This is a genomic window from Rhodococcus sp. IEGM 1370 (assembly GCF_033142325.1).
Taxonomy (GTDB): domain Bacteria; phylum Actinomycetota; class Actinomycetes; order Mycobacteriales; family Mycobacteriaceae; genus Rhodococcoides.
This window is the reverse complement of record NZ_JAWLRY010000001.1, coordinates 289226-309911: the sequence shown is the minus strand read 5'-3', so window position 1 is coordinate 309911 and position 20686 is coordinate 289226. Positions and strand designations below refer to the sequence as shown.

Genomic DNA, 20686 nt, shown 5'->3' with positions numbered 1-20686 from the left:
ACACTCAGCTAAAGCGGGATACGTTTTAGCGTTCTTTCTTCGATTCAGATTGAACTGGATCAAAGCCCGGCACGTCAGCTTCGTCGCTATCTGCATTCTGATCATCTACTGTTGTCAGAAAAGCAATCTTGTTATTCGACCATGATTTGAGGATACCGCGATCGTCGTCGAAGACCAGCTCCACAGTCTGGGCCTCATTGTCAGCCCGAGCAAGCACGAGCTCGCACATTGCTTGCACATCAGGCGACTTTGTGGCTTTCAGGACCGCTTTGAAAGTTCGAGTTAGGGCCTTACTTCTATGATTTTCCTGTTCACACAATGCAGCCAGTACCGTACACGCCTGACGGAGTTGCACATCAGTTAGCTGCCGCAGCGGGACCGTCCCGAAGTCCTCCGAAACCCTAAAAATCGACGACGGGCTCATCCCGAGATCAGAATCACCTGCAACTGAAATTTTAAACGGATAATTCGACAAGATGTGCTCAGCACAAGCATCAAGTGAGCCCGGATACTCTTCGAAGATTGGACTTGCACTCCGACCGTTGGTCTCGTAAAAAACTTTCCGCAACTCGTAAACGGCAGGAGCAAAATACCGAATTGGGGTAGCCGGTATTCGAGGACCTTGAAATATTGTGTTTAACGGAAAATCCCTCAACAGGTCCGCGATAGGCACAAGGTGATTATAGTATAGGCCGACAGCAGCCCAGGGCCACTTCGCCTTGTTGGACTGCAATATCGCGGACGCTTGAAGATGCAAATTCTGAAGATCCTCGGGGTAGTCCTCCGGCTTTTCATAACCAAAAAGTTGCGGAAGTTTGAAAGAATACGCGGATAGCGACTCAAGAGATCTTTGATCAACCGGGTCTTTACCAAGAAGACTGCCAAAGTACTGACACGAAATTGATCGCACTTGAACACGCGACTCAAGCATTGATTGCGAGCAGAGAGTCTCCGCAATTGCATGCCGACTACTAATACTACTGTCCAAAAACTTGTCCGAGTCCTGTGATCCTAGGAATAGGTTCGAATTCCCCGAAATATTTAGAACGTCTGGCTCGAACGTTACAAATCCTTGCAAGACGTGTTGAAAGACGAATATGCATACTTCTTCTATCGTTGATGGCTCTATCAGGGAATACGACAGTGCTCTCGAAACAAATTGAGCAAGCGTGTTACGGGCCGCTTCGTCTGAACTTTCAGTGTATTGCAAGATTATTCTTCTGATGAAATAGTCTGCGTCTCCATCGGTATCACGCGTCTTGAGCTGCAGCGCCAGTTCAGCAACGACATCCAGGTCGCCCGACGCGATTCCTAGGTGAATTCGTTCGAACAAGATATCGATATTGCTAGAGGTTCGAGTAAGATGCACTGCTGTGAAGTACTCAAGAAATGTGCGGTGCGAGAATTGGAATATGGGCTCGTCAGTTGGAGACAATCCGACCTCGGTAAGAACCCAAGTTCGACCCTTACAGAACTCGACTAGCTCCGCCGCTGCCAACTCCGCTTCTTCGGTAGTACGAAACGCCTTTACCGACAGATACGCCGATGCCAGACTAACCAATTTTCGCTCTGTTACGCCAGATTGGAACTCTTGATTTTCGTATATCGAGTTTGCGACATACGCCAAAGTTGGTCGGACGTAAGCGTCAAATCGAAGCGGCGTAAACAAGTTCCGCCTCTTATCCCACATCTCAAAAAGTAGCTTTGAACACTTCTCATACAAATCGGGGCGGCTCCTCGGAATGTACGATTCGCGCCGATAGAGCGTACACATAAGCCCTAGCATCAGAGGGTTAGTTCGCAAGTCATCGGCGTGAGCTGACTCTTCCATGAAACGAGCTATCAGATCCGATTTCTGTTCTAGCTTCCCGTCCGGAAGTAGGTTGAACCAATTCGTGACATACGTTTTGACAGATTGCTCCGACAGCTTGCCGAGGTCGAGGCGGGTAAAAACTGACGGATCGAGAGGGTTATGGTCGTATCCAATTCGACGCGATGTTACTAGGACGTTAACTAAAGGATTATGACAGCAGAAAACATCTATTGTTTCCGCAATCTTCTTCCTTGACTGCGGATCAAGAAGCTCATCTAATCCATCGAATATCAAGTAAAGGCGTCCGGAATCTAGAAGGAATTGCACAACATCGATGTTGACTTCAACTTGAAAGTCTTTCTTCGATGAGAGGGCCAAATACTCCAGCACCGATCCCGATTCCTTGTCGAACCAGGCACCAAAGTCTCTTAAGACGACCCGAAACGGAACCGCGAGATTGGCTTTTTCTACTTTCGGGTTCGAGTAGTTGAGGGCCATGTCGCGCGCAAGTTTTCTCGTCAGCGTCGTTTTACCCCCACCCGGGTCCCCCACAATCACTGTTCGATGCGAAATCTGCAGGCGCTCTATAGTCCAGTCGCTATTGCCTTCGTCGCCCTGTATTTCTTCCGTTAGTTCCGGGGCCACAAATAGTCCATCCATTGGGACCGGATCTGCCCCATCCAAGTTTGGTGGAGTAATCTTATCGCAAACCGTAATCACTGATTTATTAAAGGCTTCCACTTTAACTTTAATCTCATCGAAGGTAGCCTTTGTTGGATGCTCAAGCCTCCTCAATTGCTCGTCAATTGAGGCCAAATACTGCGCTGAAATGACAAAATTCGCGCTATCCAGCGTAGACGTCGGAATGTCTTTTTCGTCCTGCGCGGCTATCTCATAGATCATTTCGCAGGTAGTCGAAAATATATTGAACAATGTGCCAGAATCTTCTTCAGACTCAAAGCCGTGCAACGATAGCCCAGAAGTCATCGATTGATTCAACACTGCATTTGATTTCACACTTCGGCCGGCGAGCAGAAAAATGAACGCGTGCTGCGACAAGGTAAGAAAATCACGTGAACACAGATAAGACTCTATCTTCTCCCTTTGCAGGGTATCGTTCGGCAACGCATGCTCCAGTTGTGCAACAAACCAAGCGTTAACTGGTTCTAGTTGCTTTACGCTAGGCAGACTCACCTTCCTGGTATTGCTAATTTTTTTCCATACCGACTTCGTACCTATTCCTGCGCCCGCAGAAATCGCACCAAATGCAACCTTAGATGCTATAACTGCAGCAACTGTCTCAATCATTCGCTAAAACTAGCAGATGCGCTCCCAACTCGGCGGCAGATCGATGACTCGACCGTGCCCAGCCCGCCAACCTGGTACATGCCAGCGGAACCAGAGCATCAAGTGGCCGTCGCGGAAGAATGGGGGTGGGTACCGCACAGCAGGCGAACGCTACGCGGTCCCGCTGGACTGGTCGAAGACGTTGGCGACGGACGCGTTCGACGACACGATCTTCCGACCGGCGTTGGTGACCGTCGGCCTGCCAGCCAGCGCCCCGACAGACGGCGATACCCGGCCATCGCGGGGTCCGGCTCCACGACCTCCGCCACACGTTCGCCACAATGCAGATAATGGCCGGGACGCACTTCATGCAGGAATCAAAGTGGTTGGGATACAGTACATTCACGCTGAGGTTCGATACATACGGCGACTGGATTCCGGAGGAGGCCGGCGCCGCAGGCAACAACCTGCCCGAGCCAACAGCCGTCCCGACGGAACCCAACGCCCAGCAGCCGAACGTCGTGCCGCTGTTCGGACACCGCTCAGGCTGAAGGCGGCTCGTCGCCGTCGGCTAAGAGTTCCAGCGTCGGGAGGGCATTTCCGATGTTCTTGAATGCGGTCGATACGTCGGGGGTCAAGAGTCGGTCGATTTGCTCTTCAGACAAGCGATACTGACCCGTCTCCAGCCCATCAACGAGATGCTGACGCACTTCAATTCTTGTGAGCACGGCGCTTTCGTAGTCGTCCACGAAAAGCCGGTTTAATCGGCGGCGCTCGTGCCAGTCGCGAACGCTCACAAAGACCGCGTAGGTAACGATTCCAACTGAAGCAACAAGTTCGAGCGGATTTCGATAGTCCAGGCTCTCCACGGTCGCGACGGTCTCGCCCACGGAATCCTCCGCCCGCAAGAAGTCTGTGATAGCCAATTCCAGGATTGACGATGGGACTGCAGCGGGCCGCAATCCCCGTCCTTCCCAGAAGTACCACTCGTAGTCTGGGAAGACTTCGTCGGGGAGCGACCGTACCCACTGCCGCGGATTTCTCCTGATCGCCCGCGCCGCTCGATCGCGATCGGCTTCTCTCTGCAGTTGGCCGCCGAATTGAGTGATGGTATCGATGTCCTGCACAACTTGCGAGAGCAAGCTGATTGGAGCTCGTGCTCCAAGATTCAAATCCAGGCGCATCCTCTGAGTCATCAGCAGATCTTCCCATTCCTCCCGCAGAGATCAACGTCGCCGCGCCGCAGGTCCGGCGATACGCTCGGTATCCTAGACCAGAACGTATTCTGCGGACTATGGCCAAGCTTCCATCACTGTCCGAAGCAAGTCGACTAAGCGCGAACATCTCTGGAGTCATGCACGCGACGGCGTACCTCGATTACCGGGAGCCGACAGTGCCCGACATCGCGGCATTCGATGAGGAGCGGGGTAGCGGAACAATACCTGACCCGTTGTTAACCGCTCACCGTATGTCGCGGTTCTACCTCGTAGGTGCCAGGGACTTCGTTCACAGCGTCGGGCAACTGCTGGCGCTGAAAGAGCCGATGGTTGTTTCACCCGCGGTCCTCGCTCGCTCCGCTGCTGAGTACTCCAGTCGTGCCCTCTACATTTCGGGTGCTGACGACACACCTGACATTCGACTGGCGAAGCTATGTAATCTTTTTCGTGAGGGATACAACGCCCTTGGGGGGTGGCGAAGCCCTACGCGGACCCTCAACTGGTCGAGCTGTCAAACGGATTCAACGACTGGAAGAGCACACAAGAGCTGCCCAAAGTGCCGCTTCCAAACTACTCGGCGTTGGTCCACGCACTGTCCCCGACGATGGGCCGACGAGAGTATCAGCAGTTGTCAGGCATCGCCCACGCGAGCGCTGTAACACTGTCAAGCGTTTTTCTGCTCGCGCAAATGGGTCACGAGAAACGCATTGAAGACTCCTGGCGACACGCCTTGTTCGCAACTCAGTGCGGCGTACTCGCGGCAGCGAACGTCTGCTACATACGGGACGGGGACAAGACCGCGATCAACAGTTGCCTTGCGGCATTCCTCCACTACGAGCGCAAGTACAACCAATATCTCTGGGACCTGTCAACCGAGCGCGGGTTTGACCCCGGAGAACCAAGGCCATAGTCAATCAGCCCGCACCTCACGGCCTTTTCACGGCCCTACGAGAGTTGGGAAGCGAACCGAAGGATCCGACTCTGACCTGCGGATTTCCAGTGCCCCCAGTCGGACTCGAACCGACACTGTGCGGATTTTAAGTCCGCTGCCTCTGCCAATTGGGCTATAGGGGCCGTACTGCAATCAGATCTTGATCGACATCGCGATGCCGTCGAGGATGTCGTGCTCACTGACGGTCAAAGAGCTTACGGCACCGCGTCGCTCGAATTCCTCGGCCAGCACACTGCACACAATTGCACCGCCGCCGATGACGTCGACCCGACCGGGATGCATGGGGCCCAACGCACTTCGCTGCGTATGCGTCATGCCGATCAGTCGCTCGCACACCTCGAAGAGCTGATCGAACGGCACTCGCGAGAGGTGCACGGCGTCGGCGTCGTACTCGGGTAGTTCCTTGGCGATCGCGGCGATGGTCGTCATCGTGCCGGCCACTCCCACCCAGCTCGACGCGTCGCCGATCGACACTTCCTCGAATGCTTCCGCCAATTTCTCGCGGGCATACTCACGCGCACCGTTGATTTCGTCGGCGGTGGGCGGGTCGCTGTGCAAGAAGCGCTCGGTGAGGCGCACACAGCCGATGTTCGCCGAGAAGGCGGACTTCACGCCTTTCGCGTCGCCCAGTACGAGCTCGGTGGAACCGCCGCCCAGATCGACGACAACGAAAGGGCCTGCGGCAGCGTCGAGTTCACCGACCGCACCGGCGAACGACAGTCGAGCTTCTTCGTCGCCTGTGATCACTTCGGCCTCGGCACCGGGGATGACCTTGCCGAGCACCTCGCGCACCATCGAGAAGAAAACCTCTCGATTGGACGCATCGCGAGTGGCCGAGGTGGCGACCATCCGCACTGCTGTGGCCCCGGTCTTGCGAATGATCTCTGCGTACTCCACCAATGCCACGCGGGTGCGCTCGATCGCCTCGGGAACGAATGCTCCGGTGGCGTCGACGCCTTGCCCGAGCCGCACCACTCGCATCTCGCGAGCGACGTCGGCGAGCGACTTGCCGTTGTTGTCGGCGACGAGCAGGCGGATCGAGTTGGTGCCGCAATCTATTGCTGCAACCCTGGTCATTGCTTCTCCGCACGTAGTTCTTCGATGGTCGGCCAATCGGCCGGAATTGCCTTGCCGCGCAACGAGTTCTCGGCCGCCAATGCGACCGACTCGTCACCCAGCGGGTTGACGCCCGGGCCCTTGGCCAACGAATGCGCGATCAAGACGTGCAAGCACTTGACGCGATCGGGCATACCGCCGCCGGTGAAATCCGTTCCGAGAGATTCGATCTCGTCACGCTCGGCCAGATACGACTGGTGGGCGCGCAGGTATGCCGCGGCCAATTCGGGATCGGTACCGAGGCGCTCGGTCATCTCCCGCATCACCCCGGCCGATTCCTGGCGACTGGCCTCGGCCGTCAACCGCGGATCCGTCAAATAGAACAGGGTGGGAAAGGGCGTGCCGTCGGGCAGCTTCGGGGCGGTTTTCACCACACCCGGCCTGCCGTCCGGAGATCGGTACGCGATCTCGAGTACGCCACGCGGTTCACGTCCGAGCTGCGATGCGACCGCATCGAGATCTTCCTGCGAGACTGCCGAGGAATTCACCCGACCGGTCCTCCTTCTGGTTCTGGCACCGGCGGCGGGGCCGGTGCGGGTTCTGGCTGTACGAGAGGCATCGGTGCGGACGTCGGCTCCTGCGGCTCATCCGAACCCTGCGGCTGGACCGCGGTGTTCCACAATTCGGTGAACCACGGTCCCGTCGGAGTGTCGTCCACCGCGAGGTCCGCGGAGCTCGGCGAGTAATCACCGGGCAGCTGCACCTGATACGGCGTCTCCCCCGGCATGACGAAACGCAGTCGTTCGCGAGCGTCGGCCGCAATGCGGGACGGCTCGTCGAGCTGAGACTTCTGGGTCTGGAGCGCGTCCACCTCATCTTGCAGGGTCTGACGCTCGGCCAACACGGACTCGAGCTCACTGCGTTGCGAGAAGTACGTGCGCAGCGGCACGGCCAGCGTCAACGCCAGCGCGCACACCACGACTCCGAGGATGACAGCTCGTCCGGTGGACAGCCCTAAGAACGTCCGCTCGGGCATCTTGGGCCGACGAACACCGACGCGCCGGGGCGCAGCCTTGCCGCCGACCACCGCGTCGCGCACCTGCTCGGAAGGTTCGGGAGGGGTGGCCTGCCGGCCGGAGGCCTTCTCGTCGCGAGAGACGCCCCCGGCCTTGGACCGACTCGAAGAGGAGGAACGGCCACGGGGTCGGGGATCACGTCCACCTGGACTGGTCCCGGACCTGCCGCGCCGTGCCATCATCACTCTCCACTTCGTGTCATACGAGCCTGTTCGCTATCCCTCGTAATTGAACCGGGGGAAAGACAACTCGCCGGCGTAACGCGCCGCGTCGCCGAGAGCTTCTTCGATACGCAGCAACTGGTTGTACTTGGCCACGCGCTCGCTTCGAGCCGGAGCACCGGTCTTGATCTGGCCGCTGCCGACGGCAACTGCCAGGTCAGCGATGGTGGTGTCCTCGGTCTCGCCGGACCGGTGGCTCATCATCGTCTTGTAACCGTTGCGGTGCGCCAGATCCACGGCGTCGAGGGTCTCGGTGAGCGTGCCGATCTGGTTGACCTTGACCAGCAGCGCGTTGGCCGCACCCTTGACGATGCCGTCTTCGAGACGCTCGGGGTTGGTGACGAACAGGTCGTCGCCGACGATCTGCACCTTGTCTCCGATGGCCTCGGTGAGCGCAACCCAGCCGTCCCAGTCGTTCTCGTCGAGCGGATCCTCGATGGAGACCAGCGGGTAGGCGTCGACGAGCTCGCCGTAGAACGCCGACATCTGCTCGGCGGACTTGGTCTCACGCTCGAAGGCGTAGCCGGTGCCTGCGGTGTAGAACTCGGTGGCCGCCACGTCGAGAGCGAGTGCGACGTCCTGTCCCGGCTTGAGGCCGGTCTTGCCGATGGCCTCGAGGATGAGATCGAGGGCAGCCTTGGTGCCTGCGAGGTCGGGAGCGAAGCCGCCCTCGTCGCCGAGGCCGGTGCCCAGGCCCTTGGCCTTGAGCACGGACTTGAGTGCGTGGTAGACCTCCGCACCCCAGCGCAGCGATTCCTTGAAGGTGGGTGCGCCGATGGGGGCGATCATGAATTCCTGCACGTCGACGCCACTGTCGGCGTGCGCGCCACCGTTGATGATGTTCATCATCGGAACGGGGAGGATGTGCGCGTTGGGGCCACCGAGGTAGCGGAAGAGTTCGAGTCCGGTGGACTCGGCAGCGGACTTGGCGACGGCAAGCGAGACACCGAGCAGGGCGTTCGCGCCGAGGCGAGACTTGTCCGGAGTGCCGTCCAGATCCAGCAGGGCCTGGTCGACGGTGCGCTGCTCGATGGCGTCCAGACCGATGACGGCAGGCGCGATCTCGTCCAGCACAGCATTGACGGCCTTCTCGACACCCTTGCCGCCGTAGCGGTCTCCGCCGTCACGAAGCTCGACGGCCTCGTGCTCACCGGTGGATGCACCGGAGGGAACGGCGGCGCGACTCAGCGTCCCGTCGTCCAATGCGACCTCGACCTCGATCGTGGGGTTGCCACGAGAATCGAGGATTTCGCGCGCTCCGACCTGCTCAATGATGGCCACGAATGCTTCTCCTATAAACGGGTACCGACGGACTGTGCCGGGTGCAAGACTAGCCGCTCCCCTGCACTGCCCGCGATGCATGGAGTTCCTACGGCCTGGTGCCCACCGAGTACGCGGCCGCACGATCGCGCACATCCCGCAGATACTGACCCGACAGGTTGTAGGCCATCAACGCCGTCTCCCAGCCCTGCGCGGTCCGCAGATCACCGCCGCGCGCACACAGGTATCGCGCCGCGGTCAGCGCTGCGTCGTCGATGTTGTCGGGATCGGCGACGCCATCGCCGTTGGCGTCGACGCCCCATTTCTTCCACGTCTCGGGAATGAACTGCATCGGGCCCATCGCCCGATCGAACTCGGTATCACCGTCCATGACGCCGCCATCGGTGTCCGGAATCTCGGCCACGCCCGGTCCGCCGTCGAGTGGGATTCCGCGAATCGGCGGCGCAACGAGACCGTCGGGGGCCACCGACGAACCCTGGTAGGTGCCGTGCCGACTCTCGATGTAGCCGATGCCGGCGAGCGTCGTCCATGCGATTCCGCAGTCGGCATCCGTCTCGGTCATGATCGCCGCAGCGTGCCCGTAGGACGCCAAGGCGGTCACCGAGATGCCCAGCGCGTCGGTCTGGGGTTCGGCCCAGGCGAGCAACAGATCGGCCGTGCGTCCCGGCGCGTTGAAGTCGATGGCCGGCACTTCGGTGCCCGGTCCGGGCGGGATGCCCTCGGGAATCTCGCGCTTCGGTTCGCCGGTGCCGCACGCCGTCAACGCGAGGAGGACCGATGCTGTGGCGAGCACGCAGATACGGGAGATCACCTCACCATCCTGCACACGCAAGGTAATAGAAAGCTAAAGACCGAGATAACCCCTGGTCAACGCGTATTCGGGCCGGGTTGCAGGGTGTATGTTTTGGTCAGCCTTCACACATGAGGGTCGCCTACCCTTTGCGAGGGAAGGCGTACCAATGTTCGACGCACCGCAGGAGCCTGATTCATGCCAGTTCTCGCCGCCGCAGGCTCAGCGCCGTCGATCGCCACCCAAATGTTCGGCAGTGGCTTGATCGGCGTGCGCGAAGGGCTCGAGACCGGCATCGTCGTGATGATCCTTGTCGCGTTCCTCGTCAAAGCCGATCGCCGCGACGCGCTCAAGTGGGTCTGGCTGGGAGTAGGCCTTGCCGTCGCCATGGTCGCCGCCATCTTCTTCGTGATCCACTACGGCACGTCCACCGTCACCGGGCTGACCGCCGAGATCATTGCCGGAGCGGCGTCACTCGTTGCTGTGGTGATCGTGACGGCGATGGTGCTGTGGATGCGCACCGCCGCGAAGAACATTTCCGGCGAACTGCGGGCGAACATGGAGAAAGCGCTGACCGTCGGGCCCGCTGCTGTGCTGACGCTGGCGTTCTTCGCCGTCGGCCGCGAGGGCGTCGAAACTGCGTTGCTCATGGTCGGCTACGCCGAGAACACCAACGGCAGTCTGTGGCCACTGCTGGGACTGCTGCTCGGAATCGTCGTCGCCGCCGTGCTGACGGTATTCCTCTACTTCGGTGCCGTGCGGGTCAACTTCGCGGTGTTCTTCAAGTACACCGGCATCTTCCTGATCGTCGTCGCCGCCGGGATCCTCGCCTACGGCATCCGCGCACTGCAGATCGGTGGAGTCCTCCCCGGCGGCAGCGCCGTCGCCTTCGACATCACCGCACACTTCGACGCCTCGAGCTGGTACGGCACCGTGCTCGCCGGCATCTTCAACTTCCGGCCCGAACCCACTGTGTTCCAAGCGATCGCGTGGGTGCTCTACATCGTGATCGTCCTCTACCTCTTCCTTCGCCCGGTCCGTGTTCCCGCGACACCCGAGCCAGCACTGCAATCCTCCTGAAAGGCACCACCACCATGCGTCGTACCACCTACGCTCTGGCCGCCGTCGCGGTTCTGCCGATGGCTCTGGCCGGATGCACCGAGAAGTCCTCCACCGAGGCCGCGTCGGGCGATATCGCCGTCACCGCGACCGACTCCTCCTGCGACGTCGGCGCTTCCGAGGGCACCACCGGGAACTCGACGTTCCAGATCACCAACAACGGCAGCAAGGTCACCGAGTTCTACGTCTACGGCGAAGGCGACCGCGTCATGGGCGAGGTGGAGAACATCGGACCCGGCCTGACGCGTCAGCTCATCGTCGCCCTGCCCGATCCCGGCACGTACCAAACCGCGTGCAAGGCAGGCATGGTGGGCGACGGGATCCGCGCCGACTACGTCGTCACCGGCGACTCGGTCCGCACCGCAGGCGAGGACGGACTCCTCACCGAGGCCGCCGCAGGCTACAAGCGTTACGTCGTCAGCCAGATCGATGCATTGCAGGAGACCACCGCCTCGTTCGTCACCGCCGTCAAGAGCGGAAACGTCGACGCGGCCAAGGCTCAATTCCCCATCACGCGTAGCTATTACGAGCGCATCGAGCCTGTCGCCGAGAGCTTCCCCGACGACCTCGACCCCCGCATCGATCTGCGTGAGCCCGATGTGGAGCCCGGAGCCGAATGGACCGGCTTCCACCGCATCGAGAAGGACCTGTGGACACAGGGACTGCAGCCCGACACGAACGCGATGGCCGATCAGCTCGAGGCCGACATCACCGAGCTCGCAGACAAGATCAAGGCCGAAGACTTCACCATCGACCCGATCCAGGTGGCAGGCGGCGCACAGGGATTGCTCGACGAGGTCGCCAAGACCAAGATCAGCGGCGAAGAGGACTTCTTCTCGCACACCGACCTGTGGGACTTCCAAGCCAACGTCGACGGCTCGCAGGCCGCCATCGCCGCCGTCCGCCCCATCCTCGACGAGCGCAACGCCGAGCTGGGCACCGCGATCGACGCACGCTTCGCCGAACTCGATGCCGAACTCGCCAAGTACCGCAACGGCGACGGCTTCGTCTTCTACGACACCGTGACCGAGCCGCAGCGCCAAGAACTGTCCAACAAGATCGACGCATTGTCCGCCGAAGTGAGCCAGGTGCAGGGTGTCGTTGCAGGACAATAAGACCGGCCAGTTCTCCCGACGGCGCCTCTTCGGTGCCGTCGGGACCGGTGCTGCACTCGTCGGAGTCGGGGCAATCGCGGGACATGCGACGGCGTCGGGTGCCGAGGTGCCGACATCGGATGTGGTCGAATTCCGCGGAGAGCACCAGGCCGGAATCGTCACCCCGGCGCAGGATCGCATGCACTTCGTCGCCTTCGACATCACCACCGACTCTCGCGACGAATTCGTTGCGCTGCTGAAGAAGTGGACGCTGATGGCCGAGCGGTTGGTGCATGGTGAGGAGACCTTCGACGGCGGCGCGGTCGACGGTGGCGAGTACAACGTGCCGTCGGATACCGGCGAAGCACTCGGCCTGACGGCGTCGTCGCTGACGTTGACCATCGGGTTCGGACCGTCGATGTTCGATCGATTCGACCTGGCATCGAAAAAGCCTGCGTCACTTGCCGATCTGCAGCATTTCCCGGCCGACAACCTAGACCCGCGTCGCTCCGGCGGCGACCTCTGCATCCAGGCCTGCGCCGACGACCCGCAGGTTGCCGTCCACGCGATCCGCAACCTCGCTCGCGTCGGATTCGGCACCGTGTCGGTCAAGTGGTCACAACTCGGGTTCGGGCGGACATCGTCCACCTCGACTACCCAGGCCACACCGCGAAACCTGTTCGGCTTCAAGGATGGAACGGCCAACCTCAAGGCCGAGGACCCGTCGTTGCTGGACGACAACGTGTGGGTTGCTTCTGATGATGATCAGGAATGGATGGCCGGCGGCTCGTACCTCGTGGCGCGTCGAATTCGCATGCTCATCGAATCCTGGGACCGCACCACGTTGAAGGAACAAGAGCGAGTGATCGGGCGCAGCAAGGGAACCGGCGCACCGCTGGGCCAGAAGGACGAATTCGACGCACTCGACTTCGAGTCCCAGGGACCCGAGGGCACCTTCATCGACAAGACCGCGCACGTGCGCTTGGCGTCGAAGGAAAACCTCGGTGGCGTCCAACTCTTGCGTCGGGGATACAACTTCACCGACGGATCCGACGGCTTCGGCCACCTCGACGCCGGACTGTTCTTCATCGCCTACTGCCGCGACCCACTGACCCAATTCGTCCCGATGCAACTGGCACTCTCGCGCAAGGACGCACTGAACGAATACATCCAACACGTCGGGTCTGCGGTATTCGCCTGCCCACCCGGCGTCGAAGAATCCGAGTATTGGGGTTCGACGCTGTTCGAGTAGGCGGGCCCCGCCACCCCCGTCCGCGTCAATGGACCCTTGCATACGTCTGACCGCTGCAAGGGTTCATTCACGCGAGAACCCGGTCTGAGTGGATGGCACACTGCATACGTCTGACCGCTGCAGTGGTCCATTGACGCGGGCGAGCGGTGAGTTTGTACAGTCGGCTCGGTCCATACGTCGTACGTTCTACCATCGACTTCGGGAGCACACATGGGACAGCTTGTTCGGGTACAGAACTTCACCGTGTCGAGCGACGGAATCGCTGCGGGGGTCGACCAGAGCTTCGAGAGCCCGTTCGGACTCGACCATCTGGCCCTGATGGGATGGTACTTCGGCACCGCCAGCTTCCCTGGAAACGCCGGTTCGGGTGGTAGTCGCGGACTCGACGACTACTTCGCCCGCGACTTCGCGAACAACATCGGTGCCGAGATCATGGGCCGGCACAAGTTCGGACCCCAACGCGGACCGTGGACCGACCACGAATGGCAGGGCTGGTGGGGTGACGAGCCGCCGTTCCACAATCCCGTCTTTGTGCTCACCCACCACGAGCGACCCTCGATCACGCTCTCCGACACAACGTTTCACTTCGTAGACGGGGATCCCTCCGAAGTTCTGAAGCAAGCAAAGGAGGCGGCCGACGGTAAGGACGTGCGACTCGGCGGCGGCGTCACCAGTATTCGGGAATTCCTCGACGCCGATCTCGTCGACACCATGCACATCGTCGTCTCGCCCATCGAATTCGGCTCGGGCCTGAAGCTGTGGGATTCACCCGACGAGTTGAACGACAGATTCGAGCACGAGGTCATCCCCAGTAGCAGCGGCATCACTCATCACTTGTTCTGGCGCAGGTAGCCGGGCCGGATCAATGCGACTTTGTTGCACTCTGACCGACTGAACCCCACATTGATCCCAACCCGAGGGACGAGGGTACGGAGAGAGAGCGGGCGGGGTGGTGAGCCCTCAGCCTCGCAGACCCCAGTGCTCGATCCAGTCGAGTGCAGACATCTCCCCCGGCCCGATGCCTGCATTGCGGGCGGAGGCTTCGGCATTACGGATCAACACAGCGAAATCCAATACCCGACGCCTCAGCAGGTCCTCGGCACTGTCTCCTCCGTGCGAGTGATCGACCCCGATGTGTACGACGCGAAGCCCGTCGGGAATCAGCTCGTCGGGCAGGCCTGCCTTGGTGGCCCGTCCGATCACTTTCTGCGCCAGGGCGAGTGACGGCTGAGACAGGGCGATTCCGTCGACGCAGGATCCGCGTGCCTTCTCCGACGCCTTCTTCTCTTCCCAGGCTCGCTCTTGTTCGGCGATGTCGATGGGGCCGTTGCCCGTTCGACCGAGGTGTGGGCTGCGGTGGGTGAGCTTGGCGACCAGTCCTGCGGCAACGTCGTCGACATCGAACGCGTTCTCGGCGGCATCCTGAGCAATTCTGGAATGGAACAGCACCTGCAGCAACAGGTCTCCGAGTTCTTCGCGCAAGTCCACCAGGTTGCCCGCGGCGATGGCGTCGAGCAGCTCGTACGTTTCTTCCAGCAGGTAGCCGCGCAACGACTCGTGGGTCTGCTGCGCTTCCCATCCGCCGAGGGTGCGCAGCCGATCCATGAGCCGGACCGCCGCGATGAGGTCGTCACCGGGCAGCTTCTCGGCGGCGATGACCCGTTCTCCGCGTGCAATCCGTTCCTGGACGTCGGGGTTGGCGGGATCGGTGCTCACCAGCACCGCGTCGACGGCGTCGGGCGCAGCGGTTCCCGAGAACAGCCACCGCACTCGCACCGGCACTTCTTCGGTGAATTGCACTGCACCGCCAAGAAATTCGACAGCATCCACCGGCACTTGCGTGGGCCGAACAGGGTCGAGCAGAACTACCGTCACCGCTACACCCCCACTGTTTGCTCCAACAACACCGACCGAGATGGCTTACCGTCCAAGGATAGGATGAGATCGGCGATGAACTGCACCAATTCGACGTCGCGTACGCGCGCCGCCCCCACGCCGCCGCCTTCGACGCGCGGCAGTGGCAACTGCACCACACCGGTGGTGGCCCGGTAGGCAGCGCTCGGGTAGAGCCGCTTGAGGCGGATCTGCTTGGAATCGGGTAGGTCCATCGGAGCCAGCTTCACCTGTGTTCCGGCAACATTGACGTCGGTCAGGCCGTATTCCTTCGCGATAAGCCGCAGCTTGGCGATGGAGACCAGTCGGCCCACCTCCTCGGGCAGCGGACCGTACCGGTCGACGAGTTCTTCGATGACCGCGTCGATGCCCTCGGAATCGGCTGCCGCAGCGAGCTTTCGGTAACCCTCGAGGCGCAACCGATCGCTGGTGACGTAGTCCGGTGGGATGTTGGCGTCGACGGGAAGGTCGATGCGCACTTCCTTGGGGGCTTCGTCGGTGGTGATGGGCTTTCCGTCGGCTGCGGCGCGGTACGCCTCGACCGCTTCACCGACGAGCCGCACGTACAGGTCGAATCCGACGCCCGCGACGTGACCGGACTGCTCTGCTCCCAGAACGTTTCCGGCACCGCGGATTTCGAGGTCCTTCATCGCCACCGCCATACCGGCACCGAGGTCGGAGTTCTGCGAGATGGTCGCCAATCGGTCGTAGGCCGTTTCGGTGAGCGGCTTCTCGGGCGGGTACAAGAAGTACGCGTAACCACGCTCGCGGCTGCGGCCCACTCGACCGCGCAGCTGATGCAACTGGGACAGGCCGAGCGAATCGGACCGCTCCACGATCAGGGTGTTGGCGTTGGAGATGTCGAGGCCGGTCTCGATGATGGTGGTACACACCAGGACGTCGGTCTCGCGCTGCCAGAACCCTTGCACGGTGCGCTCGAGTGTTTCCTCGTTCATCTGACCGTGCGCCGTCGCCACCCTGGCCTCCGGGACCAGATCGCGAATCTTCTTGGCGGCCTTGTCGATCGAGCTGACTCGGTTGTGCACGAAGAACACCTGGCCGTCACGCAGCAGCTCACGCCTGATGGCCGCGGCGACCTGCTTGTCGTTGTACGCGCCCACGTAGGTGAGGACCGGGTGCCGCTCCTCGGGCGGAGTGAGGATGGTCGACATCTCGCGGATGCCGGCGAGGCTCATCTCGAGCGTTCGCGGAATCGGAGTCGCAGACATCGTCAGGACGTCGACGTGGGTTCGGAGCGACTTGATGTGCTCCTTGTGCTCGACGCCGAAGCGCTGCTCCTCGTCGACGATGACCAATCCGAGGTCCTTCCAGGCGACACCGGTCTGCAACAACCGGTGCGTACCTACGACGATGTCGACCGTACCGTCGGCCAGCCCCGCCATGACCTCTTTGGATTCGGAACCGTGAGTGAAGCGCGAGAGCCCCTTGACGGTCACCGGGAACGACGCCATGCGTGCGGTGAAGGTCTGCAGATGCTGTTGCGCCAGAAGTGTTGTCGGCACCAGCACGGCGACCTGCTTGCCGTCCTGCACCGCCTTGAATGCGGCGCGAACCGCGATCTCGGTCTTGCCGTAGCCGACGTCACCGAGAATGACGCGGTCCATCGGAACCGCCTTCTCCATGTCGGCCTTGACGTCGGTGATGGCCGTCATCTGGTCGACCGTCTCGGTGAATCCGAACGCATCTTCCATCTCGAGCTGCCACGGAGTGTCGGGTCCGAAAGCGTGCCCGGGAGCGGCCTGACGAGCCGCGTACAGCTGCACCAGCTCGCCGGCGATCTCGCGAACTGCCTTGCGCGCCTTGCGTTTGGTGTTGGCCCAGTCGGATCCGCCGAGCTTGCTCAGAGACGGGAGCTCGCCGCCGACGTAACGCGAGAGCTGATCGAGCGAGTCCATCGGGACGAACAGTCGATCCCCGGGATGGCCGCGCTTGCTGGGTGCGTACTCGACGACGAGGTATTCGCGTCGGGCACCGCCGATGGTGCGTTCGACCATCTCGACGAATCGACCGATGCCGTGCTGATCGTGCACGACGCTGTCGCCGGCGACGAGCGCGAGCGGATCGACCTGATTACGACGCTTCGCCGGGAGCTTGCGTCCCTCGCCCGCTGCGGCCACGCGGTTGCCGGTCAGGTCGCTCTCGGTGACGACCACGAGTTTCGCGTCGGGAAACACCAGACCGTCGTGCAACGATCCGCACAGGACGTTCACGACGTCGGCGACCGGGACCGCACCGGAATCGAGGTGCGCTGCAGGCACTTCGGCCTCGGCGAGGCGTTCGATGATGCGGGTGGCGGTACCTGCGCCCGCGACGGAGATGACCGCACGACCACCCGTGGCGATGTGCGCCCGCAGCGTGGCGAACAGGGCCGTCAGTGCTTCCTCGGACCCACGGACCTCCGGGACCGAATCGACGGCGAGTTCGACTTCTTCGCCGTTTCCGGATGCCAACGGGCTGATGGTCCACCACGGCCGACCGTGCACCTGAGCCGACTCCCGAACCTGTCGCAGCGAACGGTAGGCCGAGGCACCGAGATCCAGTGACGCACCTTCGAGGCTGGAGGTGTCCAGGGTGGAGGTATCGAGCGGCGCAGCTCCACCGATCGATGCTGCCGTCCAGGATGCTTCGAGGAACTCCTGGCCCGTGCGTACCAGATCGGTTGCGCGCGTGCGGATTCGCTCGGGGTCGCAGAGCAATACGTGTGTACCTGCGGGGAGAGTATCGGCGAGCAACTGCAATTCACCCGGCTGCAGCAGCGGCAGCAACGCCTCCATGCCCTCGACCGGGACGCCGGCGGACAGCTTGTCGAGCATCTCGACCAACGCGGTGTCGCCGGCGTTGTCGGCTGCGAGTACCGCGGCGCGGTCGCGAACTTCCTGGGTGAGAAGCAACTCGCGGCACGGCGGAGCGATGACGAGATCGACCTCGTGATCGGGCAGCGAACGCTGATCGGAGACCGCGAACGCGCGAAGCTCGGTGATCTCGTCGCCCCAGAATTCCACACGCACCGGGTGATCTGCCGTCGGCGAGAAGAGGTCGAGGATGCCGCCGCGGACGGCGAACTCACCGCGCTTGCCGACCATGTCCACGCGCAGGTAGCCGAACTCGACGAGTCGATGGATCAAGCCGTCGAAGTCGATGTCCAGGCCGACCTTCAGGGTCACGGGTTCGATCTCGCCCAGACCGGGTGCCATCGGCTGCACCAACGAGCGGACGGTGGTGACGATGACGCGCAGAGGATCGCCGTAATCGGTGTCGCCGGGGCGAGCCAGCCGGCGGAGTACGTCCAGCCGCTTGCCCACGGTGTCGGCGCTCGGTGAGAGTCGCTCGTGCGGAAGCGTCTCCCACGACGGGAACATGACAACGCCGCCGCCGAGGATCTGGCGCAGTTCGTCGGTGAGATCGTCCGCTTCACGTCCGGTGGCGGTGACGATCAACAGCTGCGTGTGCTGAGCGATCGCGGCGGCAACGAACGGGCGAACCGAGTGCGGTCCGATGAGCGTGTGCTCGGCGGTTCCGATCGCATCGGCGACGGCCACCATGGACGAATCCGTCAGCGCGACGCTGGCCAGACCCGAGAGTTGCAGCGCCGCGTCGGGAACGATCGGGGCCGGCCCGGATGGAGAAATGGCAGGCAGAGAATCGGAAGACAACAGCAATGCTCCTAGAAGCGATTCGAGGCGACGGCTGCATACGCACAGTCGTGACCGAGTCTATGGGAGCACACCGACAGCTCGGCAGGCGGGAGACGCCGGGCTGTCGACGGCAAGGCCCCACCTCTATCCCGACGCCTCACATGCGATCAACGGTGAATACCCGGATCGACTGCGCGACGACGTAGCGGCTTTCGTTGCGAAGAACTCGTGAGTTACGGGCCGAAGCGGATGACTCGACGCGCTGCGAATTCGCGGAAGTAGTCCAGCTTGTTGGCGGGGACCAGAGCCGGGAGAAGGTAGTACCAGAGACGCTCCATGCGCGACGGCAGTTCCTCGGTGGTGGAGGTGGCAACCGCAACCATGTGCACGCCGGCCAGGATCTCGAGCACGAGCGAACCGATGGTGCGCGAGTCCGAGTTGGGGTCGATGTCGCCTTGCGCGATGGCCTTGGCGGCGAGCTTGTCGAACGACTCGCTCCACCCGGCCATGACATTGCCCTCGGTGCCGCGGTAATCGCCGATCTGATGGCTCAGCCGGAGCATGGCCGAGACCATGGGGTCGCTGACCGAAAGGTCGACGACGATGTAGGAGATGCCGATCGCCGCCTCGAGTGCGGGGATGCGACCGTCGTTGAACTGCATGCACGCAGTGGTCAGCCGAGCGTTGCCCTCGTCGATGACCGCACGCGCGAGTTCTTCCTTGGAACCGAAGTGGAAGTACAGAGCGCCTTTGGTGACCTGGGACTGAGAGATGATTTCGCTGAGACTCGCGTTCGCGTACCCCAGGCGCAGAAATACGTTCGCTGCGCCCGCGAGCACGGTGTCGCGGGTTATTTCAGCGCGGGCCTGCCTGACCATGGGATCCGCCTTCGCAATTCTGAACTGCCACTGCGCAAATTACGCCCGAACGGTACCACTGACTTGCTTTACGTCTCGTGCCAACATGCATCGGTCCGATCGAGCCTTACGCCGTGTGTGACACAGCTCTCATGACCGACAAAGGGGACGATACCCCCTCTTTAACCGCGAAGAGACGAAACCGAGTTCTCATTCCTCGGTCAATCGAGGGTCGGCCTCCAGATTCGTCAGCCCGTTCCAGCACAGGTTGACCACATGCGCCGCAACCACTTCTTTCGACGGTGTTCGCACGTCTAGCCACCACTGCGCCGTCATCGACACCATTCCGACCAGCGCCTGGGCGTACATCGGCGCGAACTCGGGATCGAGTCCGCGGCGTGAGAAATCCCCGGCCAGCATGTGCCCGACGCGACCGATGGCCTCGTTGAGCAACGACGAGTACTTGCCGTCCTCGGCAGCCGCAGGGGAATCGCGCACGAGAATGCGGAAACCGTCGGTGCGGTCCTCGATGTAGGTGAGCAGTGCAAGTGCGACGCGTTCGACGCGAATCCGCGAGCGGTTGAGGTCGAGTGATTTGGTGATCATGCCGAGAAGCGTCGACATCTCCCGATCAACGATGACGGCGTAGAGACCTTCCTTACCGCCGAAGTGCTCGTAGACGACCGGCTTGGACACGTTCGCTCGTCCGGCGATCTCCTCGACCGACGCGGCCTCGTACCCGCGTTCGGCGAACAGCGTGCGCCCCACCTCGATCAACTGCTCGCGCCGCTGCGTCCCTGTCATTCGGACTCGAGGTGAGCGTTCCTGCTCCGAGGCTGCGCCTGTCATCGAAATCCGCTCCCGTTACCGACCCTGCATTTTTCGACGCCGGAATCGACGCCTCCCCCACACTAACGATGTCCGATCCATCCGTTTGTCCCTGCGGGAGTGGAGCCTGCAGGAACGACCCGGAGGGCGGGAGTGGAGCCTGCAGGAACGACCCGGAGGGCGGAATCTTCATCGCGGTTCGACTCACCACCACCTCGCGTGCGAGGATCGTTGCGCTCAGTGGGAGCGCAGCGGCAAACGAATGAGTCGTTCGATTCGTCGGCCACTGGCGAG

General features: G+C 61.6%; 17 protein-coding genes and 1 tRNA gene. 6 read left to right on the top strand and 12 right to left on the bottom strand.

The window, feature by feature from the left end; genetic code table 11:
* Positions 1–25: 25 nt before the first annotated feature.
* On the bottom strand, positions 26–3121 hold the full coding sequence (locus tag R4P47_RS01540; RefSeq protein WP_317783940.1) for an NACHT domain-containing protein: 3096 nt from the start codon (positions 3119–3121) through the stop codon (positions 26–28).
* Between the two features lie 329 nt (positions 3122–3450).
* On the opposite strand from R4P47_RS01540, the gene R4P47_RS01535 reads away from it, so the two are divergent.
* Entirely contained in the window at positions 3451–3651 is a 201-nt protein-coding gene (locus R4P47_RS01535; protein WP_317783939.1) for a hypothetical protein, read from the top strand.
* Here the strand turns inward: R4P47_RS01535 and R4P47_RS01530 are convergent.
* Positions 3643–4227, bottom strand: a complete 585-nt coding sequence (locus tag R4P47_RS01530) for a hypothetical protein (protein ID WP_317783938.1) — start codon at positions 4225–4227, stop codon at positions 3643–3645. The genes R4P47_RS01535 and R4P47_RS01530 overlap by 9 nt on opposite strands.
* 562 nt (positions 4228–4789) lie before the next feature.
* Here R4P47_RS01530 and R4P47_RS01525 point away from each other — a divergent pair.
* Positions 4790–5227, top strand: coding sequence for a hypothetical protein (locus R4P47_RS01525; RefSeq protein ID WP_317783937.1), 438 nt, complete (start codon positions 4790–4792; stop codon positions 5225–5227).
* Between the two features lie 90 nt (positions 5228–5317).
* Here R4P47_RS01525 and R4P47_RS01520 read toward each other — a convergent pair.
* The 6 genes from R4P47_RS01520 to R4P47_RS01495 all read right to left on the bottom strand — a co-directional run bounded on the left by R4P47_RS01520 (position 5318) and on the right by R4P47_RS01495 (position 9714).
* Positions 5318–5391, bottom strand: a tRNA-Leu gene (locus R4P47_RS01520).
* Positions 5392–5401: 10 nt separating this feature from the next.
* Complete coding sequence (locus R4P47_RS01515) at positions 5402–6346, bottom strand: Ppx/GppA phosphatase family protein (RefSeq protein WP_317783936.1); 945 nt, start codon at positions 6344–6346, stop codon at positions 5402–5404.
* On the bottom strand, positions 6343–6873 hold the full coding sequence (locus tag R4P47_RS01510) for a DUF501 domain-containing protein (protein WP_032377244.1): 531 nt from the start codon (positions 6871–6873) through the stop codon (positions 6343–6345). Before R4P47_RS01510 ends, R4P47_RS01515 begins: the two co-directional genes overlap by 4 nt.
* Positions 6870–7424 (bottom strand): septum formation initiator family protein, encoded by a 555-nt coding sequence (locus R4P47_RS01505; RefSeq protein WP_317783935.1) that lies wholly within the window; start codon positions 7422–7424, stop codon positions 6870–6872. The genes R4P47_RS01510 and R4P47_RS01505 overlap by 4 nt, the downstream gene beginning before the upstream one ends.
* Positions 7425–7616: 192 nt before the next feature.
* Positions 7617–8903, bottom strand: a complete 1287-nt coding sequence (gene eno / locus R4P47_RS01500) for a phosphopyruvate hydratase (RefSeq protein ID WP_037192069.1) — start codon at positions 8901–8903, stop codon at positions 7617–7619.
* Positions 8904–8991: 88 nt separating this feature from the next.
* Positions 8992–9714, bottom strand: a complete 723-nt coding sequence (locus tag R4P47_RS01495; RefSeq protein WP_128645303.1) for a lytic transglycosylase domain-containing protein — start codon at positions 9712–9714, stop codon at positions 8992–8994.
* A gap of 177 nt (positions 9715–9891) precedes the next feature.
* Here R4P47_RS01495 and efeU point away from each other — a divergent pair, with 177 nt between their 5' ends.
* The 4 genes from efeU to R4P47_RS01475 all read left to right on the top strand — a co-directional run bounded on the left by efeU (position 9892) and on the right by R4P47_RS01475 (position 14010).
* On the top strand, positions 9892–10773 hold the full coding sequence (gene efeU / locus R4P47_RS01490) for an iron uptake transporter permease EfeU (RefSeq protein ID WP_317783934.1): 882 nt from the start codon (positions 9892–9894) through the stop codon (positions 10771–10773).
* A 14-nt stretch (positions 10774–10787) separates the two neighbouring features.
* Positions 10788–11927, top strand: coding sequence for an iron uptake system protein EfeO (gene efeO, locus R4P47_RS01485; protein ID WP_317783933.1), 1140 nt, complete (start codon positions 10788–10790; stop codon positions 11925–11927).
* A complete protein-coding gene (gene efeB, locus R4P47_RS01480) occupies positions 11908–13158 on the top strand; it encodes an iron uptake transporter deferrochelatase/peroxidase subunit (RefSeq protein WP_317783932.1) in 1251 nt (416 codons plus the stop codon). The genes efeO and efeB overlap by 20 nt, the downstream gene beginning before the upstream one ends.
* Before the next feature lie 210 nt (positions 13159–13368).
* A complete protein-coding gene (locus R4P47_RS01475; protein ID WP_317783931.1) occupies positions 13369–14010 on the top strand; it encodes a dihydrofolate reductase family protein in 642 nt (213 codons plus the stop codon).
* Between the two features lie 108 nt (positions 14011–14118).
* On the opposite strand, the gene R4P47_RS01470 is transcribed toward R4P47_RS01475, so the two are convergent.
* From R4P47_RS01470 to R4P47_RS01455, 4 genes are all read right to left on the bottom strand, one after another.
* Entirely contained in the window at positions 14119–15033 is a 915-nt protein-coding gene (locus R4P47_RS01470; protein ID WP_317532654.1) for a MazG family protein, read from the bottom strand.
* 2 nt (positions 15034–15035) lie between these two features.
* Entirely contained in the window at positions 15036–18614 is a 3579-nt protein-coding gene (mfd, locus tag R4P47_RS01465) for a transcription-repair coupling factor (RefSeq protein WP_256980718.1), read from the bottom strand.
* A gap of 326 nt (positions 18615–18940) precedes the next feature.
* Positions 18941–19585: a ScbR family autoregulator-binding transcription factor gene (locus R4P47_RS01460; protein ID WP_149405181.1), complete on the bottom strand. Its 645-nt coding sequence runs from the start codon at positions 19583–19585 to the stop codon at positions 18941–18943.
* A 189-nt stretch (positions 19586–19774) separates the two neighbouring features.
* Complete coding sequence (locus tag R4P47_RS01455; RefSeq protein WP_094613864.1) at positions 19775–20413, bottom strand: TetR/AcrR family transcriptional regulator; 639 nt, start codon at positions 20411–20413, stop codon at positions 19775–19777.
* Between the last annotated feature and the right edge of the window lie 273 nt (positions 20414–20686).